19 protein-coding genes are annotated in these 19,449 nt (G+C 58.9%); 6 read left to right on the top strand and 13 right to left on the bottom strand.

Annotated elements, in window-relative coordinates:
• Positions 1 to 4: 4 nt before the first annotated feature.
• The gene (locus RAE04_RS06395; protein ID WP_317026797.1) at positions 5 to 346 is read right to left on the bottom strand and encodes a hypothetical protein; all 342 of its coding nucleotides are present in this window, start codon (positions 344 to 346) and stop codon (positions 5 to 7) included.
• 25 nt (positions 347 to 371) lie between these two features.
• On the opposite strand from RAE04_RS06395, the gene RAE04_RS06390 reads away from it, so the two are divergent.
• On the top strand, positions 372 to 1,241 hold the full coding sequence (locus RAE04_RS06390; protein ID WP_317026796.1) for a patatin family protein: 870 nt from the start codon (positions 372 to 374) through the stop codon (positions 1,239 to 1,241).
• A gap of 152 nt (positions 1,242 to 1,393) precedes the next feature.
• Positions 1,394 to 2,959, top strand: a complete 1,566-nt coding sequence (locus tag RAE04_RS06385) for a TrkA C-terminal domain-containing protein (RefSeq protein ID WP_317026795.1) — start codon at positions 1,394 to 1,396, stop codon at positions 2,957 to 2,959.
• A gap of 73 nt (positions 2,960 to 3,032) precedes the next feature.
• Here the strand turns inward: RAE04_RS06385 and RAE04_RS06380 are convergent, their stop codons facing one another.
• Entirely contained in the window at positions 3,033 to 4,667 is a 1,635-nt protein-coding gene (locus RAE04_RS06380) for a peptide chain release factor 3 (protein WP_317026794.1), read from the bottom strand.
• Positions 4,668 to 4,691: 24 nt separating this feature from the next.
• Entirely contained in the window at positions 4,692 to 5,528 is an 837-nt protein-coding gene (locus tag RAE04_RS06375) for an SDR family NAD(P)-dependent oxidoreductase (RefSeq protein ID WP_317026793.1), read from the bottom strand.
• A gap of 81 nt (positions 5,529 to 5,609) precedes the next feature.
• Between RAE04_RS06375 and RAE04_RS06370 the strand changes: the two genes are divergently transcribed.
• The gene (locus RAE04_RS06370) at positions 5,610 to 6,962 is read left to right on the top strand and encodes a TrkH family potassium uptake protein (RefSeq protein WP_317026792.1); all 1,353 of its coding nucleotides are present in this window, start codon (positions 5,610 to 5,612) and stop codon (positions 6,960 to 6,962) included.
• The gene (locus RAE04_RS06365) at positions 6,955 to 7,647 is read left to right on the top strand and encodes a potassium channel family protein (protein WP_239277808.1); all 693 of its coding nucleotides are present in this window, start codon (positions 6,955 to 6,957) and stop codon (positions 7,645 to 7,647) included. Before RAE04_RS06370 ends, RAE04_RS06365 begins: the two co-directional genes overlap by 8 nt.
• Here the strand turns inward: RAE04_RS06365 and pth (RAE04_RS06360) are convergent.
• On the bottom strand, positions 7,644 to 8,291 hold the full coding sequence (pth, locus tag RAE04_RS06360) for an aminoacyl-tRNA hydrolase (RefSeq protein ID WP_317026791.1): 648 nt from the start codon (positions 8,289 to 8,291) through the stop codon (positions 7,644 to 7,646). The genes RAE04_RS06365 and pth (RAE04_RS06360) overlap by 4 nt on opposite strands.
• Positions 8,292 to 8,326: 35 nt before the next feature.
• Here pth (RAE04_RS06360) and RAE04_RS06355 point away from each other — a divergent pair, with 35 nt between their 5' ends.
• Positions 8,327 to 9,310 (top strand): nitronate monooxygenase, encoded by a 984-nt coding sequence (locus RAE04_RS06355; protein ID WP_317026790.1) that lies wholly within the window; start codon positions 8,327 to 8,329, stop codon positions 9,308 to 9,310.
• Between the two features lie 64 nt (positions 9,311 to 9,374).
• Positions 9,375 to 10,829 carry a glyceraldehyde-3-phosphate dehydrogenase gene (locus RAE04_RS06350; protein ID WP_408933131.1) on the top strand — a complete coding sequence of 485 codons (1,455 nt, stop codon included), beginning with the start codon at positions 9,375 to 9,377 and terminating at the stop codon, positions 10,827 to 10,829.
• Positions 10,830 to 10,971: 142 nt separating this feature from the next.
• Here RAE04_RS06350 and RAE04_RS06345 read toward each other — a convergent pair whose 3' ends face one another.
• The 9 genes from RAE04_RS06345 to RAE04_RS06305 all read right to left on the bottom strand — a co-directional run bounded on the left by RAE04_RS06345 (position 10,972) and on the right by RAE04_RS06305 (position 19,447).
• Positions 10,972 to 12,462 carry a hypothetical protein gene (locus RAE04_RS06345; RefSeq protein ID WP_284786535.1) on the bottom strand — a complete coding sequence of 497 codons (1,491 nt, stop codon included), beginning with the start codon at positions 12,460 to 12,462 and terminating at the stop codon, positions 10,972 to 10,974.
• Positions 12,455 to 13,168, bottom strand: coding sequence for an ATP-binding cassette domain-containing protein (locus RAE04_RS06340; protein WP_317026789.1), 714 nt, complete (start codon positions 13,166 to 13,168; stop codon positions 12,455 to 12,457). The genes RAE04_RS06345 and RAE04_RS06340 overlap by 8 nt, the downstream gene beginning before the upstream one ends.
• A gap of 86 nt (positions 13,169 to 13,254) precedes the next feature.
• The gene (locus RAE04_RS06335) at positions 13,255 to 13,914 is read right to left on the bottom strand and encodes a response regulator transcription factor (RefSeq protein ID WP_317026788.1); all 660 of its coding nucleotides are present in this window, start codon (positions 13,912 to 13,914) and stop codon (positions 13,255 to 13,257) included.
• Complete coding sequence (locus tag RAE04_RS06330) at positions 13,907 to 15,085, bottom strand: sensor histidine kinase (protein WP_317026787.1); 1,179 nt, start codon at positions 15,083 to 15,085, stop codon at positions 13,907 to 13,909. Before RAE04_RS06330 ends, RAE04_RS06335 begins: the two co-directional genes overlap by 8 nt.
• A gap of 29 nt (positions 15,086 to 15,114) precedes the next feature.
• On the bottom strand, positions 15,115 to 16,002 hold the full coding sequence (gene ppk2, locus RAE04_RS06325) for a polyphosphate kinase 2 (RefSeq protein WP_049379112.1): 888 nt from the start codon (positions 16,000 to 16,002) through the stop codon (positions 15,115 to 15,117).
• A gap of 76 nt (positions 16,003 to 16,078) precedes the next feature.
• Positions 16,079 to 16,939 (bottom strand): fumarylacetoacetate hydrolase family protein, encoded by an 861-nt coding sequence (locus RAE04_RS06320; protein WP_317026786.1) that lies wholly within the window; start codon positions 16,937 to 16,939, stop codon positions 16,079 to 16,081.
• Positions 16,940 to 16,944: 5 nt separating this feature from the next.
• Complete coding sequence (pth, locus tag RAE04_RS06315; protein ID WP_193393097.1) at positions 16,945 to 17,475, bottom strand: aminoacyl-tRNA hydrolase; 531 nt, start codon at positions 17,473 to 17,475, stop codon at positions 16,945 to 16,947.
• Between the two features lie 92 nt (positions 17,476 to 17,567).
• Positions 17,568 to 18,218 carry a 50S ribosomal protein L25/general stress protein Ctc gene (locus RAE04_RS06310; RefSeq protein WP_049379116.1) on the bottom strand — a complete coding sequence of 217 codons (651 nt, stop codon included), beginning with the start codon at positions 18,216 to 18,218 and terminating at the stop codon, positions 17,568 to 17,570.
• A 254-nt stretch (positions 18,219 to 18,472) separates the two neighbouring features.
• Complete coding sequence (locus RAE04_RS06305; RefSeq protein ID WP_049379117.1) at positions 18,473 to 19,447, bottom strand: ribose-phosphate diphosphokinase; 975 nt, start codon at positions 19,445 to 19,447, stop codon at positions 18,473 to 18,475.
• Positions 19,448 to 19,449 lie beyond the last annotated feature (2 nt).

Below are 19,449 nucleotides of genomic sequence, written 5' to 3'. Positions count from 1 at the left end.
CAGTCTAGTGAGCGCTCACGGTGATGGTGCGGCAGCGCTCCAAGTCGAAGTACGCACGCTGCCCGGTGGCGGCAACGCGCTCGCGGGCCACAGACTCATCGTGGGTTACGGCCGTGGCGAGGAAGACGAGTGGACCATCGGGTTGGCGCCATGTGCCGAGATACCGCGCGCCGTGTTCCTTGGCTAAGGTCAAGGCCTTGCTCACCGCGGCTGGGGTAGGCTCCGTCACCCGCAGGAGCGCCTTCCCGGTGGGGTTATAGGCGAACCCGGTGCGGGGCTGCTGGCCGGTTTCGATATCGAAGGTGCCTTCTTCGTCCGCGAGCAATTGCCGGAAAATGCGCTTCATTGGGCCCAGCGTAGTATGGGGCACTATGATTGACGCCAGCAACACCGCACTCGTTATTGAAGGCGGCGGCATGCGCAATTCCTACACGGCCGCCTGTATGGTCAAACTCATCGAAGAGGGCGTGGACTTTGGCTGGGTAGGCGGCGTCTCTGCCGGGGCATCGCACACCGTTAATTATTTGTCGCGCGATGCCCGCCGCGCCGAAGAGTCTTTTACGGACTTTGCTAAAAACCCTAGCTTCGGTGGCGTGGGTTCGCTGGTGCGTGGCACCGGGTATTTCAATGCCGAGTACATCTATGAGCGCGCAGCAGACAGGGATTTGCCCTTTGATTGGCAATCCTACTGCGAGCATCCGGCCGATATGGTGCTTGCAGCAGCGCGCGCCGATACCGGCGAGTCTGTTTACTGGACTCGCCAGGACATCCACACCCCGGAAGATCTCTTCGTGCGCGTGCGCGCTTCCTCCACGCTGCCGCTGATTATGCCGATGCGATTTATCGACGGCGCGCCGTACGTGGACGGTGCTTTGGGCTCTTCCGGTGGCATTACTATTGCGCAAGCAGAAGAGGCCGGATACGAGAAGTTCCTGTTTATTGGTACTAAGCCGCGCGGGTATGTGCGCCCGGAGGTCGCGCGACCAGCCTTCGTCCGCCGCATCTTCCGCAGGTACCCCGCTATTGCCGACGCCCTTATAGCCCGCCCCGCCCTCTATAACGCAGCCAAAGATCGGCTTTTGGAGTTGGAGCGCCGAGGGAAGGCGCATTTATTTTTCCCGGAAGATATGCAGGTGGCCTCCACGGAACGCAACGTACACAAGCTGCGGGCGAACTATCAGGCAGGGAAAGCCCAGACCTACACGGAGTGGCCACGGTGGAAGGAATTCCTCCTCGATTAGTTCACTATGAGCGTTAGCTGTGAGATGTGCCGCTGCTGGGGGTGGGTGCCCCCTGACGAAAAGGGGCTAAGCAGTAGCGATGCCGATTGCAGGCTTTGAGGAAAGTGCTTTTCACGTGGCACTTTGATGGAAAATGCCTAAACTATTCCAGCGTGTTAGCAATTTTCGATGGAAATATATGGCTGAGCATTTTCTTCATAGTGCTGCTCGGCACGCTTTTTGGCATGATCCCCTTCGGTCCGCTGCGCTTTGGCGCGGCAGGCACGCTGTTTGTGGGCTTGGCCTTCGGCTCGTTTATTGACCTAGATAAAGACATCTTAAGCTCCCTGCAAGAGCTGGGCTTGGGACTCTTTATTTATATGCAAGGCCTGTCCGCCGGTGAGCGCTTCTTCAAGGGCTTTTCCAAGCAGATGAAGCACATGCTCACGGCGACCATTGCGATTGTGGTGGCCGCGGGCGCAGCCATCCTCTTTGGTGGCATGCTGGGGCTGGATACCTTGGCTTCCGTTGGTGTATTTGCCGGCGCCACGACCTCGACGCCGTCGCTGGCAGTTGCCCAGCAACAAACCGGTGAAGAGCTACCCGCCGTGGGCTACTCGCTGGGCTATCCCGTGGGTGTGGCGGTGGCCATTTTGGTCGTGGCATTCCTGCTCAAGCAGAATTGGCCCGCCAAGCACGATAAGGACAATTCTGCCTCCAAGATCTTCCGTTCCCGCACCATTCGCGTTACCAAAGACGTGAACTACGAGGATTTGGAAGAACAGTTCAAGGATCACTTTGTTATCGCTACCATTCGCCGCGGTAATAAAGTGCGCGTGGCAGGTGACCGCCCCGAACTGCGCAAAGGTGATATTCTGCGCGTGATGGTCACCAAGGCCAAGGCCCGTGAACTGACCCAAATGCTGGGCAAGCGCCAGCCGCAAACTCCGTTCGTGGATAAGCGCCTGGTCATCGAAACCGTGGCTATTTCTAACCAAGATATTGCCGGCCGCACCGTTGAGGAGCTCAACCTGTTCTCCCGCTATGGCGGTCGCATCGTGCGCGTGCAGCGCGGCGATGAGGAATTCTTGGCCAATAATGAAACTCACCTGGCTTCCGGCGATATCCTCGAGCTCATCGTGAAGTTTGACCGCTTGGGTGATATCCAGGATTACTTCGGCGACTCCATTAAGTCCTACTCCGAGCTGAACTGGGTAGCGTTGGGCGGTGGCCTCTTCTTGGGTTACCTGCTGGGCCAGGTCGTGGTACCGATGCCAGGTGGTGCTTCTTTCGAGCTGGGCTTCGCGCTCGGCCCGCTGATTACCGGTCTTATCCTCGGTGCGCTGCACCGCACCCGCCGCATTCCATGGCAGGTCCCGGCCTCCATTAATACCGCCTTCCAGCAGTGGGGCCTCGTCATCTTCTTGGCGTCTGTGGGCCTCTCATCCGGCGAGGCATTCTTGTCCACCGCGTTCTCCTGGATGGGTCTGAAGTGCATGATCCTCGCCGCCATTGTCACCGTGGTGGTTTCGGTCCTATTCGCTGTAGCGAATCGCTTCATGGGTCAGTCCGAAACCCGTACCTCTGGCGGACTCTCTGGCATCTTTGCTCAGCCGGCCGTGGTCAACTACGCCACGGGGCTGAGCTCCGACTCGCGCATCATGACCGGTTATGCGGCCACCATTGTGGTGGGGCAGGTGGTCAAGATTGCCGTTGTCCCTGTGATGTTGATGGTTTAACACGCAACGGAAAAGGCCGCTTCCTAGAACGGGAAGCGGCCTTTTTTCTCTGCTATGTGGACCTGTGTGGTTTCTAATCCGCCACGAGGGTTTCCATAGTGAGCTCTGGGTGTTCCTTCTCAATGAAGGCGAGCTTCCACTTATCACCAAAGAGCGCGATGAGCTCGCCATCTTGGCGGGTAAAGATTTCCACGCCGCGCTGACGGCCGAGCTCTGGGGCGGATTCGGCATCGGTGCGGCGAGCCACGGAATAGGGAATAGGCTCGGTGACGGTTTCCACGTTGTATTCGAACTCCATGCGAGCCTGCATGACCTCGAACTGCATGGGGCCGACCGCCGCCATGACCGGGGAAGCATCGCCACGCGCCTCGTTCTTGAGAATCTGGACCACGCCCTCGGCCGCCAGCTGCTCCAGTCCCTTACGGAAGGCCTTGTACTTGCCCAGCGACTTCGCACGCAGAATGCGGAAGGCCTCCGGCGCGAACTGCGGCATGGGCTTGAATTGCACCTTCTTGCCGGAATAGATGGTGTCACCAGGGGCAAGCGAGCCAGCGTTGACCAAGCCTACGATATCGCCCGGATAGGCGGTATCCACGGTATCGCGCGTGCGACCAAAGACAGTCAGGGCGTACTTGGTGGAAAAGCTACGGCCGGATTGGGCGTGGTGGACCTGCATGCCGCGCTCGAATTCACCGGATACCACGCGCATAAAGGCCAGATTATCGCGGTGCTTTTGGTCCATGCCTGCCTGGACCTTAAAGACGACGCCAGAGAAGTCATCGCTGACCTCGCGGACTTCATCAATGGCGCTGGTGGCAGCCTCAACTGCCTTCGGATCGGAGTCGCGCGAGTGCGGAGCCGGGGCGATGGCGCATAGGGTATCCAAAATCTGGTGCACGCCAAAGTTCAGCATCGCAGAAGCAAAGATGAGTGGGGAGGTAACGCACTGCTCAAATAGCTCCTGGTCATGCAGGGCACCATCGGCGGCAAGTAACTCGGCTTCCTCGACCGCGGTCTCCCACACGTCTTCTTCCTTCTCACCGGCGGCATCCGGATCGAAGTGTTCCTCCGGGGCGATAGTGGAACCACCAGCGGTGCGGATGAAGTGGATATACTCATCGGCCTCGCCGTCATCGTTGATATGCGCCAGGCCGCGGAAGTCACCGGCAATGCCGACCGGCCAGTACAGGGGAGTGGGCTGCAACTGGATTTCGTTGACGATTTCGTCGACAAGCTCCAAGGGCTCGCGGCCCACGCGGTCCCACTTATTGATGACGGTAACGATAGGCAGGCCGCGGGCCTTGCACACGCGGAAGAGCTTGAGGGTCTGGGGCTCGAGGCCCTTGGCGGCGTCGATAAGCATGACTGCCGCATCCACCGCGGTGAGCACGCGGTAGGTATCCTCCGAGAAGTCCGCGTGGCCCGGGGTATCAACCAGGTTAATCATGTAGGGCTCGCCTTCGTGGCCCTCCGGCGCATACTCGAACTGCAGCGCCGAGGAAGCCACGGAAATGCCACGGTCCTTTTCCATATCCATCCAGTCAGACACGGTGGACTTGCGGTTACCCTTGCCGTGGACCGCGCCGGCCTCATTAATAACGTGTGCGTGCAGCGCCAGCGCCTCCGTCAGCGTGGACTTACCAGCATCCGGGTGGGCGATAACGGCAAACGTGCGGCGGCGCGAGGCCTCAGAAACGACAGAACTCATGCGGCATAGTCTAGTGGTTTCGCGCTACCACTCCACATTGAGGCGGCGCCCCAAATCATCAAAGACACGGCGAGCCACCGACAGCTTCTTCGCAATAGGGCGCTGCAGGCCAAGTTTGCGCTTGTCGTTGTAGTATTCGCCGGATTCAAAGTGGATTCCCTCGGTGCCGGTCAAAAAATAGGCGAGGTTATCGCCGCCGTCGGCGGGCTTGCCAAAGGTCTTGCCAATCAGCCCGGAATACATCTTGGACATTAGGCCAGTAGAAGACTTGGAAAAGTCAGTGGCAAGCACGCCAGGGTGGAAGGACACCGCAGAAAGCCCGTGGGCATCAAAATAACGGGTGAGCAGGATATCGCCCAGCTTGGCGTTGCCGTAGGCGCGCTCAGGGTTGAAGTGCTCCAGCGTATTAGGGTCGCTGAGGTCGAATTGAGACATGAGGAAATTGGCTAGGGAAGCCGTTTGGACCACGTTCGCGTTATCCGCGCGCAGCTTGTCCCGAAGCAGCGAGGTCAACAGGAAAGGCGCCACCACGTTGACTTGCCAGGTGCGCTCAAATCCATCGGCGGTGGTGGACGGGCCGTCAAAAATGCCGCCGGCATTATTACCCAGGGCGTGGATATGCTCTAGGCCTTCCAAATCCTGTGCCAAGCGGCGTACCTGGCCCAGGGATTCGAAGTCCGCTAGGAAGTACTGGCCTTCGACTTCCTCGGCCACCGCGCGGGTCTTTTCCGGATTGCGGCCGATGATAACCAGGTTGTCTTGTGGCCGGGTGCGGTACAACTGACGAGCAGCCGCGGCGCCCAATCCGCCGGATGCGCCGGTAATCACAATGGTCTTGGCAGTGCTATTTGGCGAAGTCATAGCACCAATCCTAACCGCCCACTGAGGGGTAATGCCGGCCAGCAGTTTCCCTGGGCCGAAAGCAGGTCTATACTTCCGCTGGTGAAACACCTGCTTTCCATACGGCAGTGGGGCCCGGCGCGATTGACCGCGGCTGGCTTCCTCGTGCTGATTCTGGTGGGAACGGTTTTGCTTATGCTGCCGTTCGCAGAGGCCGGCACCGCCCGCGCTTCCTTCCTGTCCGCCCTGTTTACCGCTACGTCTGCGGTCTCGCTTACCGGCCTCATCGTGGTGGATACCGGCAGCTTTTGGAGCCCAGCCGGCCAGGTCATCATCTTGGCGCTGATCCAACTAGGCGGCCTGGGCATCATGTCGCTCGCTTCGCTATCCGGCCTGCTATTTACTGGCCGGATTAGCTTCAAGGCGCGCAAAACCGGTGCCTATGAGGGGCGCCCCATTGCCCCCGGTGGAATCCGCAAGACGCTGATTTTTACCTTTGCATTTACCGCGGTAGCTGAGAGCATCATCGCCGTCATTGTGGCTGCGCGCTTGATGATTGGCTATGGGCACTCCTTTCCGCGCGCGGTGTGGGAAGGCATCTTCCATGCGGTATCTGCATTTAACAATGCCGGCTTCAGTACCAATAGCGATAACCTGGTGCCCTTTGTTTCTGATGCCTGGATTTTGCTGCCGTTGGCCGCCGCCTTAATCGGTGGCGGTTTAGGTTTTCCGGTGTGGGCGGAGCTGGTGCGCTTGGTACGCCGCGATCGCCATGTGGTCCACCGCATTTCCATTACCGCCCGCATGACCCTAGCGGCCACGACCGTGCTTTTGCTCGCCGGTGGCGTCTTCTTCGCGTGCATGGAGTGGACTGGGCTTTTGTCCTCGATGTCGCTGGGGGATAAGTTGCTCAACTCTTTCTTTGCCAGTGCTTCTCCGCGCACGGCGGGCTTTAACGCCATTGATTATGGGCAGGCACACCCCATTACGCTGATGGGCACCGACATTTTGATGTTCATCGGTGGTGGCTCGGCCGGTACGGCCGGCGGTATTAAAGTCACCACCGCCTGCGTGCTCTTGGCTGCCATGGCCGCGGAGTTTTCGGGCCGGGAAACCACCACCATTGGCCACCGCAGCCTTCCGCGTTCGGTGACCCGCCAGGCCCTAGCCCTGAGCTTTGCCGGAGTCATGGTGGTCACACTGGGCGTGGCGGCGCTGCGCTTTTTTGATCCGGAGTTTAGCGGTGATCAAGTCTCCTTCGAAGTTCTTTCTGCTTTCGCTACGGTGGGCTTGTCCACCGGAATTACCGCAAGCCTGTCTGCGCCCTCGCAGATAGTGCTGTGCCTCATCATGTACCTGGGCCGCGTTGGCCCAACCACCTTGATAGCAGCGCTGGCGGCGAAATCCGTCAGCCGGCGCTATAGCTTCCCCGAAGAAAGGCCGTTCCTTGGCTAATATTCTCAAGGCGCTGGGACGCACCCGCGCCGGCATCGATATTCCACCCGTCGTCGTTATTGGATTAGGCCGATTTGGCTCCTCGCTTGCTCATGAGCTGATGGCCAATGGGGTTGAGGTCCTCGGCATCGACTCCAGCGAAAAGCGCGTGCGCGAAGAAGCGCCCTACCTCACCGAGACCATTGCGGCCGATACCACCGACCCAGAGGCCTTGCGCCAGCTGGGCGTGGAGGAGGTCGAGCGCGTCATCGTCGCCATCGGCTCCCACTTGGAAGATTCCATCCTCACCGCGTCCAATCTGGTGGAGTTGGGGGTCAAAGACATTTGGGCCAAGGCTGATTCGGAGGCACACGCGCGTATTCTCAGCCAGATTGGTACCCACCATGTCATCCGGCCAGAGCGTGATACCGGCCGCCGCGTGGCTTACCTTTTGGGCGGGCGTTTCCGTGATTTTGCGGAGATTGCCACCGATTATGGCGTGACCCAGATGGCCGTTCCTAGCTCATTGGTGGGCCGGCCGCTCGACCTTTCTGCCATCTGGCGCACGCACCGCGTGCAATTGGTTTCCGTGCGCCGCGCGGAAGGGGAGTGGGCCCCGCTTGCCGACGCCACCGAGCTCACCCCCACCGATTTCATCGTCGCCGCCGGCAGCCCCAAGGCCCTGGAAAAATTCTCCCAGTGCTAACGCGAGTGGATCTGGTTCTGGGCCTTGCCTAGCCCGTCCGTCACGATGAGGCGGGCGGCCTCGGCCGCGGTGGCGATGGCGTCATCAAAGCCAGCGCCCGCATCCACGGGGCCCAGTACGTAATCCGGAATGGACGAACCCTTGGGCGGCCGGGCAATGCCAATGCGCACGCGCAGATAGTCGCGGGTGCCCAAGCGCTCGGTGAGCGACTTGAGGCCGTTGTGCCCGTTTTCATTTCCGCCCTGCTTGATCCGGATCGTATTGGCCGGAAGGTCCAGCTCATCGTGGAGAACAATGACGTGATCTGGGGCGATGCCTAGCTTCTGTGCCAGCGGCGCTACTGGATCGCCAGAAAGATTCATAAACGTGCCCGAACGCACGGCAAGTACTTTCTGTCCCGCCCAGCTAAGTGGCGCGACCTGCACATCCATCCCACGAACCGGCTCAAGCACGTCACCGCCTGCGGCTAACAGATCATCGACGGCCATATAGCCCACATTGTGGCGGGTAGCGGCATACTTCGCGCCGGGATTGCCCAAGCCCACAATAAGCCACTCTGCCTCTAGCTCGTCCGGATTGAGGCCTGGTGTGGGTTTATTCTTCGAGCCGAAGAACCGCGCTAAAAAATCTCCTAAAGGTGCCACTGCACTAGCTTCCTCTCTCAGTAAGGTGGGGTGCTATGAGTCAGGTTATAAGCTCCCTTTCCCGTAGCGTAATCCCCGCGCCCATGGCCGGCGGTCCCACGACCCCGGAACTAGTGCGTGCCGCTCATGCCGCCGGTTCTTTTGGCACCTTAGGCGTGGGCTCTGCCAGCATAGACACTGCCCGCATACAGATTGACCAGTGCACCGGCATTCCGTTTGGGGTAAACCTCTTTTGCCCACAACAGCCGCTTTCCGGGGTGCAACGTGCCGCCGCACGCGAGCTGGCGCAAGCAGAAAACCAGTCACTGCATGATCCCGATTACTCCTTTCGCTTTGCAGAGAAGCTGGACCTAGCGTTGCGCGGCGGTGCCCGCGTGGTGTGGTCTATGTTTGGCACCTTCACACCTGAACAGATAGAGCGAATCCACGCCGCGGGCGCAGAGGCCTGGACCACCGTCACCACTTCTGCTGAGGCAACCGCGGCCGCACGTCGGGGCGTCGACGTGCTCTGCGTCCAAGGCCCAGCCGCCGGCGGCCATCGCGGAACCTGGGACTTAGCCGCGACTCCCGATTCTCGGGACTTGGAGGAATTGGTGTCCGACGTGCATACCGCAGCCCCTGAACTTCCTCTAATCGCCGCTGGCGGCCTGCGCACCGCAGACGATATAGCCACCGCTATGTCCTGGAACGGCGTCGCCGCATGTTCCTGCGGTTCCGCATTCTTGCTCACCGAAGAGGCAGGAACGAGTGACTACAACCGGCAGCTACTGCGCCGTGGCGGGCAGACCGTGTCTACCCGTGCTTTCTCGGGCCGCTTTGCCCGTGGGCTAGAAACTCAGTACACCCGCAGTCATCCCAACCTTCCACCGGTTTATCCGCTCTTGAACTCTGTACTTAAGGAACGCCGTGCGCAGCACGATGATGCCGTAGCCTACTGCCTCGTAGGAACCGAAGTGGAGAAAATAAACGGGGGTACTGTGGCCAACATCCTGAACGAACTATGCCAAAACCCACAGTAGTAGGCGCTAATATTTATGTTTGAAGATTTAATGCCACCCCCGTGACAGAAAAGGAATGAATTACGTGACTGCGAACGCACATGTTGGCCATGATGATTGGAACGAGCGCCTCGAGCTGGCGCAGCAGATGATTCCGCTCATTCACCAGCTGCACCGCAACAATAACGTTGTCACCACCATCTTCGGCCGCCCACTGGTGGGCCAGACCGATATCGACATCATCAAGTCTCACCGCTATGGCCGCCGCATCGCGCAGCGCCACCTGTCCACGGCGGAGACCCTGCCTATCCTGGTGGAATTGGCAGACATGAACCTGGGCGCCGCAAGCGTCGACCTCGGCCGCTTGGTCCTCGGGTGGGAGGAGTCCAACGAGGAAAACCTCCGCATGTACCTGGAAGGCGAGCTGTGCGAGATCGTCGGTGCTGGCGTTGACCTAGAGACCACCGACGTCGTCCTCTACGGCTTCGGCCGCATCGGCCGCCTGTTGGCCCGCCTGCTCGTCGCCCGCGAGGCAGCATATGGTGGCGTTCGCCTGCGCGGCATTGTCCTGCGCAAGAAGGGCGACGGTGACATCCTCAAGCGCGCTTCCTTGCTGCGCCGCGATTCCGTCCACGGTGCTTTCAACGGCACCATCTCCGTGGATGAGGAAAACGAGGTCATTTGGGCCAATGGCACCAAGATCCAGATGATTTACGCAAACGATCCGTCCGAGATTGACTACACCTCTTATGGCATCAACAACGCCATCTTGGTGGATAACACCGGCGCATGGCGCGACCGCGAGGGCCTGTCTCAGCACCTTAAGGCCAAGGGCATCTCCCGCGTGCTGCTGACCGCGCCGGGCAAGGGCGATATCAAGAACATCGTCTACGGCATCAATAACGACAACATCGCCGATGAGGATCAGATTCTCTCCGCTGCATCCTGCACCACCAACGGCATTACCCCGGTTCTCAAGGTCATCAATGACCGCTACGGTGTAACCCACGGCCACGTGGAGACCGCGCACTCATTCACCAATGACCAGAACCTCATCGATAACTACCACAAGGGCGATCGCCGCGGCCGCGCCGCAGGCCTGAACATGGTGCTTACCGCTACCGGCGCAGCCAAGGCTGTGGCTAAGGCTCTGCCGGAATTTGAGGGCAAGCTCACCGGCAATGCCATCCGTGTTCCTACCCCGGACGTGTCCATGGCCGTGCTCAACCTCGAGCTGTCCAAGGAAGTAGAGCGCGATGAGGTCAACGACTTCTTGCGCAATGTTTCTTTGCACTCCGACCTGCGCCAGCAGATTTCCTACATTGCCTCCCCAGAGGTTGTTTCCTCTGACTTCATCGGCAATACTCACGCCGGCATCGTCGACGGCGTTGCTACCATCGCCTCCGGCAAGCACCTGGTGCTGTACGTGTGGTACGACAACGAGTATGGCTACTCCAATCAGGTAGTACGCATCGTAGAAGAGCTGGCGCACACCCGCCCGGTTGTCCTGCCGAAGCGCGTATCTCCTGCTGAGCTTTAAACACACCTAGCCCAAGCCCGCGGCTTAACCGCGGGCTTTAGTCGTTTTATCCTTATGCCCCGGCGCTGGGCCGATATTGCAGCCGCGTTGTTAACCCAAAACGGATCGAAGCGCCCGATATTGTGGCTGCTTTGTAGCGTATCTACCTTGTGGGGCGCAGAGCAGTAGTCCGTAGTAACCGTGCGGATGCCCATGAACCAGCGACAGCAATCAATAATGTCAGGAGCGCCGCGACGGTGTAGCGTCTAGGAGAATCGGCATTCATCGGCCACGTTGGAAAGGCAAGGAGCCACAAGAAGGTCTTGGCTAGTACATCACCGCCGAGGGTTACGGAGACTATCGTGCCTACGATAGTGAAGGCGAGCGCGCTCAAAATACCGAGAAGCAGCACGATAACTAGGGAAACTACCGTGATGGCAAAGCCCACCCCCACAGCCAGAGGCAGCTGTACTGCTGCGGCCGTGGCAGAACTCCCAGAGCAGACCATCGCGAACGATGCGGCAGAACACACGATCACAACAGTGCCAAATAGCCACAAAAGAAGTGCGATTGGACTATAGCGCGACTCAATATAACTGAGAGGCCACGAGGGCGCGAGAAGGGGCCACACCATCACGGGAAGGGTTCCCGCACCTACCGGTAGCAATAGAAAGAGGAAGAATCCTTCTACATAGCTGGGCGGGTAGATAGCGGAGAGGAAAACCAGAGCCAGTGCGGTTAAAGTTAGGCAGGCGATGAGTGCGGGGCTCAAAGCGGCACGGTGAAGTCCGCGCACCGCGCCCAAAAGCCGGGAACGAGCGGCGGCACGAGGTATAACTGCGGGGGTCCAAGTTCCAGCAGCGGTAGTTGGTGCGGCAGTAGTAGCAGGTGTCTCCGCGCGGCGGAGCAGAGAAAGAAGTCGTGTACGGCGAGGAGTAAGGATTGCTGCGCAGGCGCCGACTACTGCCAATAGGAGACATAGCACCGCAGCAGGCACAGGACTTTCTTGCAGCAGCGGATCTCCCGGATCGAGAGGAACGGAATTCTGATGAATGCGCAGTGCAGGAAGTAATAGCCGCAACGGCCATGCTGGAGGGAAAGCCCACCACGCATTGCCTTCGACAATGCTCGGTAAAACACTAACTACCTGCCAGACAATACCCGCACCGAGCGCGGCGGCGAGACCACAACGACGTGCACTCGCTGCAGCGAGACCGGCGATGCCGATGGCACCCAGGAAGGAATAGACTCCAGCTACTAGTAACAATTGATGGTTCGCTCGTCCTTGAAGTGCGACCACTGCCCAGGAAACTCCAAAATTCAGGAGATGGAAGGCCGCTAGGCTGGTGAGAATGACAAGAAAGCGGGATGCCTGTTCATAGTGAGGATTGACTCGCCGCCACAGCGTTCCGCCGCTCCGGGTACGGGCCTCTCGGTGTTCGGGAACAGTGGCAAAAAGCGCAATGAGAGGTGCATACATGCCCGTGATGAACATGGACTGCCATCCTAAGACGCCAGTAGCGTCCTTCGCGGAGGACGCAAAGGAGGAAAATAGTACGGTCATCACCACGAGCGGTATGGCTAGGAGCGGGAGCCATTGCAGCGCGCTACCGCGGCTGCGCAGGAGCTCGGCGGAAAGGTAGCGCTTAAACATGGCGCTCACCATCCGGAGACGTCAGGCGGAAAAATTCTGCTTCAAGTTGACCACTGGGAGCCAAGTTCTCCAGTGCGCCGGAATAGCGAATGGAACCCTCAGCAAGGATGGTGATGTCTTGCGCTAGATGGACAACCTCGCCGAGCTGATGTGAGCTCACGATTACGGTGTGGCCGACAGAAGCAAGCTTTTGCAAGAGGTTCCGCAGTTCTACAATGCCTTGCGGATCAAGGCCATTTTGTGGTTCATCCAGCACCAGGATTTCTGGATCGCCTAGGAGAGCCTGGGCCAAGGCGAGGCGTGCCTTCATACCGGTAGAAAAAGACTTTGCCTTTTTGGAACCAACTTCGCTGAGACCGGCGATGGCGAGCACGCGGTCGACCTCAGCCTCCGGCAGCCCGAGCAATCTAGTATGTACGCGAAGATTGGCTGCAGCAGTGAGATGCCCGTAAAAGGCAGGGCCGTTGACGGAGGCACCAACGTGGTCGAGGACTTCACGAGACCAGGGAACGCCATCTACTTTAACCATCCCGGAATCGGCGGAGAGCAGGCCTAAAAAGATCGAAAAGAGCGTAGATTTTCCGGCGCCATTGCGTCCCAATAAGGCGTGGACGCGACCAGGCGCGATGCGAAAACCTACGTCGCGCAAAACCATGTGAGGCCCAAAAGACTTGGAGACGTGCTCAAAGGAGACTTCATAATTCATACTGCGTAGTCTCGCGCGCTGGGACGCGAATATCTTCCGCCCACAAGACGGACTTTGCAGCGAACATCTCCTACCGTAGTAGGAGACTAGGCAATTCCAGCACGCTGAGCCAGCAAAACCAGCGCCACTCGGTCGCGCGCGGCAAGCTTGGAAAGTAGCGCCGAGACATGTGTCTTTACCGTCGTGTCAGCGATGACCATCTCGGCGGCGATTTCAGAATTCGTGGCCCCTCGGGCGATGAGCGAAAGTACCTCCATCTCGCGCTGGGTAACCAGACTAAGCCCTTGGCGTTCCTGCGCGCTCAATTGTCCACGGGTAAGGGCGGTGCGGTAGGTCTCCAGGACCGGTCCAGTTACCTGAGCAGCCAGTACCGATGCGCCCTTGGCGACGTCCCGGACAGCCCGCGCCAGCACCTCCGGATCGGCATCTTTGAGCAGAAATCCATGTGCGCCAGCGGCGATAGATTGGGCCACCAAATCGTCTTCATTAAATGTGGTGAGCATGATGACGCGGCAGTCAGGGAAGCGAGAAAGGATTGCTTGGGCCGCGGCGATACCGTCCATTCCCGGCATTCGGATATCCAGGATGGCTACATCAATGCGGTGGCTCATCGCCGCGGTGACGGCTTCTGCGCCGGTGTTCGCGGCGGCAACGACCTCAATATCATCCTGTGCGTTGAGAATGGTGGACAAAGCGGCGACAAGCATCGCTTGGTCATCGGCGAGCAGGACACGAATCTTAGACACGGCTTTCCTTCTGCAATGGTAGCTCGGCGCGCACGATGAACTTTTTGGCATCGCCCTGGGTTTCCAGATTTCCACCCAAAGCGTGCGCGCGTTCTGCAATGCCAACAAGACCCACACCGCTGCCGGGCACTTGGCTGGCAGTTGGGGAGGGGTTGGTAGATTTAAGGGCGATCTGGGCGACGTCGGCTAGCGCTAGCTCTACTTCCACCCGTGTACCGGCTCCTTGATGCCGCAACGCATTGGTTAGGCCTTCAGAAATGATGCGGACCAGTGCCAACTGCGTGAGCGCTGGAACCTCGCAATTTTGCGGCAGGCGGGCAGAAATGTCCAAGCCCGCCGCGCGGAAGCCATCGATGATTCCCTCGATGTGCTCTAGCTGCGTGGTTGGCTTCAGTGTGGTGGGACCAGTGCTGCGCAGCGCCGTGACGATGCCGCGAACCTCTTCCAACGCAGAATCTGCACCATCGCGAATGCTGGCCAGCGCTTCCTCGGCAGCTTTAGCATCTGATCGCCCGGCAATGATTCCAGCATTGGCCTGAACCTTTATCAAAGTTAGGGAATGGGCCAATACATCATGTAACTCTCGTGCGATGAGCAATCGCTCTTCCTCTTGGGCTTGGTGGAAACGCTTTTGGGCTAGGCGCTCGCGCTGGCGTGCCAAATCGAAGTAGCGTGCGGCGGCGAAGTAGGTGGTGCCCAAAACAGCCCAGTGTACGACCAACATGGCCAAGTAGCGGCGGTCCAGTTGGTAATGCAAAACGAAAGACTCCGGATCAATGCGCCACATGAATGGCGAAATGAAGGAGCCAAGAATCGTTAGAGCCAGCATCGTGCGGGGAATGGCGCGGCGCGTGACATAGCGGGAGGTGGCATACACCGCCATGGGTGCAGTCAGGGCCCAGGGGGTAAGCCCTAGATTGGCGGGCAGCTGGCTCATCCAAGCCACGGCCCATGCCGCGAGCAACACAATAAAGCCCGTGGCGCTGAGCACGGGACGGCTCCGCCAGATCCACATAAATGGCAGGAAAAGCAACGATAGAACTGCCTGAATAATCTCAATTATGCTGGGATTCTTCGCGGCAGAAATGACATAAAATAGCGCAATGAGCACCGCCACCGCGGTGAGGATTTTATCTCCTAAACGCGCTTGCGCGACGGTGTCAGTGCTCATGAATGAAGATAGTAATACAGCCGGTGCTGCTACTTCTTCTTATCCTTCTTCTTGCCCTTCTTGGACGTCTTCTTCGCTGTTTTCTGTTCGGACTTGCGCTCTAGCTTGGCAGCGACGTCCGGCACGTAGCGGAACTCTTCGCGGGCAGGGCGTTCATAGGTTTCGCCATCGGAATCCGGGCGCTGGGGAATCTCCGGCATCTCGCGCTCGAGTTTCTCGTACGGAATGGTGCTCAGAAGGTGCGAAATGACGTTAATACGGGAGCGCTTCTTGTCTTCTGATTCCACGGTGTACCACGGCGCGGTTGGGGTATCGGTGTGGATGAACATCGCATCCTTGGCACGGGAGTAGTCCTCCCAGCGGGTAATGGACTGCAGATCCATAGGGGAGAGCTTCCAACGGCGCAGCGGATCGTTGCGGCGGGATTCAAAGCGCTTAATCTGCTCCTCATCAGATACAGAGAACCAGTACTTGCGCAGCATGATGCCGTCTTCTACCAGCATCTGCTCAAAGGTGGGTGCTTGGTGCAGGAAGCGGACGTATTCCTGATCGGTGCAAAAGCCCATGACGCGCTCGACACCGGCGCGGTTGTACCAGGAACGGTCAAAGATGACGATTTCGCCCTTAGTAGGCAGCTTTTCCACGTAGCGCTGGAAGTACCACTGGCCCTGCTCGCGCGAGTTCGGTGCAGGCAGTGCCTCGACGCGGCAGGTGCGCGGGTTGAGGTACTGGGTGATGCGCTTAATCGCGGAGCCCTTGCCGGCGGCGTCGCGGCCCTCCATGATGATGACTACGCGGGCGCCGGTTTCAACGACCCACTGCTGCATGTCCACGAGCTCCGCTTGGAGGCGTTCGAGCTCCTTTTCGTAGGCCTTCTTGTTGAGTTTCTTAGGGGCTTTACTGCTTTTTGTGCTCATTAATCCAGCTTAACCGGCACAAGCGGCTGGGATGAAAACGCTACCGCCCACTTTGGAGTGAGAACCTGGGCACAGCTTAGGAACAAGTACAGCCGGGGCCGCAGCCGGGCTCTCCATAGCGGGTGGTATTAGAAATATGCCCCAAGCCTTCGATGGAGATGGTGACGTTCTGGCCGTCCTCGATAAATTGCTGCGGGATGCGGGCAAAACCCACGCCCTCCGGCGTGCCGGTAGCGATGACGTCGCCTGGATTGAGTGGATAGAGCTGCGAGCAGAACTCTATGAGCTCAGCTACGGAAAAGATGAGGTCATCGGTATTATCGCGCTGCCTTTCCTCACCGCCTACGGTAGTGGTGAGGACAGTTCCGGACCCCGGTGACCACTCATCCGCGGTGGTAAGCCAAGGGCCGAAGCCGGCTGTGCGATAAAAGGATTTGCCGGCATGGAACTGGCTAGTTTGGCGCTGGAAGTCACGCAGCGTGTAGTCATTCATGATGGCGTAGCCGGCCACATAATCCAGTGCCTCGTCGCGGGTGACACGGTGGGCGCGCTCGCCGATGATGACCGCCAATTCTCCCTCATAATCCAGCTTCCGTGTGCCATATTCGGGAATGAAGACATCATCATAGGGGCCGGTGAGGGCATCGGCGAACTTGATGAACAAGGTGGGATGTTCGGGGAATTCGCGTCCCATCTCGCGGATATGCTTGGCGTAATTGAGCCCCACGCAGATGACTTTGCCGGGAGTTGGTATGACAGCCTCCAGGTCGGCGTGGTCGAAGACCACGGGCTCGCCGGAAAGCTGGGCGGCCTTGCGCCAATCTTCGCTGCGCAACAGCTGGCCGACATCTTCATAATCCAATTCAACACCCACGTTATCGCCGTCGATACGGATAGCGGAAGTTCCAAAGCCAGTACGTAGGGTAGCCAATTTCATGGCGACTATCCTACGCGCAAGATTTCCTCGACCGCGTCGGCGCAAAGGATGGGGATTTCTGCCTTTTCCTGCTTTGCCCAAGGCTTGAGCACAAACGACGCAGGGTCCATGCGCCCCGGTGGGCGCCCGATTCCTATTGAAAGGCGTTGGTAGTCTTTGGTGCCCAGGGACTTTGTGGTTGAACGCAACCCATTGTGGCCATGGTCGCCGCCGCCTTTGCGGAGCTTAATGGTGCCGAAATCGAGTTCTAGCTCATCGTGGATAACGATGATGTCAGCGGCGGAGAGATGAAAGTATTGGGCCAAAGCCTTGATCGGCCCGCCGGAGAGGTTCATATAGGACCGTGGCTTTGCGCAGATAATTTTGCGGCCGCCAGCTATGCCCTCAGCGACTTCGGTGTTGGTCTTTTTGTGTACCGAAAAGCTGCTCATGAGCTCTCCTGCGAGTTCATCTGCCACATCGAAGCCGATATTGTGCCGGGTGCCTGCGTACTTGGGGCCGGGGTTGCCAAGGCCTACTACGAGAAGTGGAGTCACGCGCTCAATTGTCTCATAGGCAGAGAGAAAAACGGCAAGGCCGCCGCGAGAAGCGAATCTCACGGCGGCCTATGCGTGTGAAGGGGAGGAAATTACTCCTTGGAGTCGGAGGACTCTGCGCCCTCGTCGACGGACTCGGCGCCAGCGTCAGCGCCGCCTTCCTCAGCAGCCTCAGCTGCCTCCTCGAGCTCCTCATCAACCTCAGGCAGGGAGATGGAGACGATAACGGTGTCTTCCTCTGCCACCAGGGTGGTGTCTTCCGGCATGGTGACGTCGCCAGCGGTGATAACTGCGCCGTCCTCGAGGCCCTCGATGGAAACCTCGATCTCCTCCGGAATGTTCAGTACGTCTGCCTCAACCAGCAGTACGTCAGCATCCTGGATGTGCATGGTGCCTGGGGCCGACTCGCCGGTCAGGGTAACCGGAACCTCAACCTCAACCTTCTCGCCGCGCTTAATAGCCAGCAGGTCAACGTGGTCGATGTCGAAGGTCAGGACGTTCTGGTCAACGTGCTTAACCATGGTCAGGTACTGCTCGCCGTCAATCTCCAGCTCCAGAACGGCGTTGACGCCGTTGTTACGGACGAGGGACTGGATGTCCAGCAGCGGAACTGCGAAGTGGACCGGCTCCTGGTGGGAACCGTAGATGACGCCTGGAACCTTCCACTCGCGACGCAGGCGGCGTGCGACACCCTTGCCAAATTCGGTACGTGCTTCAGCCTTAATTACTGGGCGCTGTGCCATGCTTCGTTCTCCTTAGTTAAAGTAGTGCGGCGCGGCCAACGCGATAAAAACGACGAAAGCCTGCCGATGGACGTCTTGGACGAGTCATCGCAGGCGTATATAAAAGCAACATGCTCTAACTTCAATCGCGTCGATAACGGCTTCCTCATCCTGAGGTCGCCCTCGCCGAGACTGAGTTAGATTAGCACGTGTGCCGGTAACAAATCAAAAGCCGCCGAAGTAAATTCTCGGCGGCTAGTGATAGTAGAACATGTTTAGGCGCGGTCGAAAAGGGTGGTCACGGAACCATTCTCAAAGATCTCGTGGATGGTCTGTGCCAAAAGCGGTGCGATGGACAGCACCGTGAGGTTGGACCAGCCTTCGGTGGACTGCGGCAGCGTATCGGTGGTGATAACCTCTTCCGCGCCGCACTCGGAGAGGCGCTCGCGGGCAGGGTCAGAGAAGACGCCGTGGGTGCAGGCGATGATAACCTTCTTGGCGCCCGCATCCTTGAGTACGCGCACGGCGCCGGCGATGGTGCCACCGGTGTCAATCATGTCGTCGAGAAGCACGCAGTCCTTGCCCTCTACATCGCCCACCACGCGGTTGGACACCGTCTTATTGGCCTCAGTGTTGGAGCGGGTCTTGTGCACGAAGGCCAGCGGGGCATCACCCAAGTCGTGGGCCCACTTTTCCGCGACCTTCACGCGGCCAGCATCCGGGGAGACCACGGTGATGTTATCGGTGGCGTACTTGGACTTGATGTAATCGGTCAAGATGGGCTGAGCGTGCATGTGATCGACCGGGCCATCGAAGAAGCCCTGGATCTGATCGGTGTGCAGGTCCACGGACACGATGCGGTCCGCACCAGCAGCCTGCAGAAGGTCTGCCACCAGGCGGGCGGAAATTGGCTCGCGGCCTAGGTGCTTCTTATCCTGGCGTGCATATGGATAGAAGGGCAGGATGGCGGTGATGCGCTTAGCGGAGCCGCGCTTGAGAGCATCGATCATGATGAGCTGCTCCATTAGCCACTTGTTGAGCGGCTGGGTGTGAGACTGCATTACGAAGCAGTCAGCGCCACGCACGGACTCTTCAAAGCGAATGAAGATTTCGCCGTTAGCGAAGTCGCGGGCGGTGGTAGGAACCAGATCGGTCTTGAGCTCCTTAGCCACAGCCTCCGCCAACTCTGGGTGTGCACGCCCAGAGAAGAGCTTCATGTTCTTGCTGCTACCAGTTACCTTGCCAGTCATGG

The sequence above is a fragment of the Corynebacterium sp. CTNIH16 genome, assembly GCF_032821655.1.
Classification (GTDB): domain Bacteria; phylum Actinomycetota; class Actinomycetes; order Mycobacteriales; family Mycobacteriaceae; genus Corynebacterium; species Corynebacterium marquesiae.
Note: the sequence above shows the minus strand (reverse complement) of the source record. Positions and strands in the feature narration are given on the sequence as shown.

What these genes read in the sequence shown, in the direction of transcription:
- RAE04_RS06395 (WP_317026797.1), bottom strand. Translation starts at nt 346, where the DNA reads ATGAAGCGCATTTTCCGGCAATTGCTCGCGGACGAAGAAGGCACCTTC.
- RAE04_RS06345 (WP_284786535.1), bottom strand. Translation starts at nt 12,462, where the DNA reads ATGTTTAAGCGCTACCTTTCCGCCGAGCTCCTGCGCAGCCGCGGTAGC.
- ppk2 (WP_049379112.1), bottom strand. Translation starts at nt 16,002, where the DNA reads ATGAGCACAAAAAGCAGTAAAGCCCCTAAGAAACTCAACAAGAAGGCC.
- RAE04_RS06355 (WP_317026790.1), top strand. Translation starts at nt 8,327, where the DNA reads ATGAGTCAGGTTATAAGCTCCCTTTCCCGTAGCGTAATCCCCGCGCCC.
- RAE04_RS06380 (WP_317026794.1), bottom strand. Translation starts at nt 4,667, where the DNA reads ATGAGTTCTGTCGTTTCTGAGGCCTCGCGCCGCCGCACGTTTGCCGTT.
- RAE04_RS06305 (WP_049379117.1), bottom strand. Translation starts at nt 19,447, where the DNA reads ATGACTGGCAAGGTAACTGGTAGCAGCAAGAACATGAAGCTCTTCTCT.
- RAE04_RS06330 (WP_317026787.1), bottom strand. Translation starts at nt 15,085, where the DNA reads ATGAGCACTGACACCGTCGCGCAAGCGCGTTTAGGAGATAAAATCCTC.
- RAE04_RS06320 (WP_317026786.1), bottom strand. Translation starts at nt 16,939, where the DNA reads ATGAAATTGGCTACCCTACGTACTGGCTTTGGAACTTCCGCTATCCGT.
- RAE04_RS06310 (WP_049379116.1), bottom strand. Translation starts at nt 18,218, where the DNA reads ATGGCACAGCGCCCAGTAATTAAGGCTGAAGCACGTACCGAATTTGGC.
- RAE04_RS06375 (WP_317026793.1), bottom strand. Translation starts at nt 5,528, where the DNA reads ATGACTTCGCCAAATAGCACTGCCAAGACCATTGTGATTACCGGCGCA.
- RAE04_RS06340 (WP_317026789.1), bottom strand. Translation starts at nt 13,168, where the DNA reads ATGAATTATGAAGTCTCCTTTGAGCACGTCTCCAAGTCTTTTGGGCCT.
- RAE04_RS06390 (WP_317026796.1), top strand. Translation starts at nt 372, where the DNA reads ATGATTGACGCCAGCAACACCGCACTCGTTATTGAAGGCGGCGGCATG.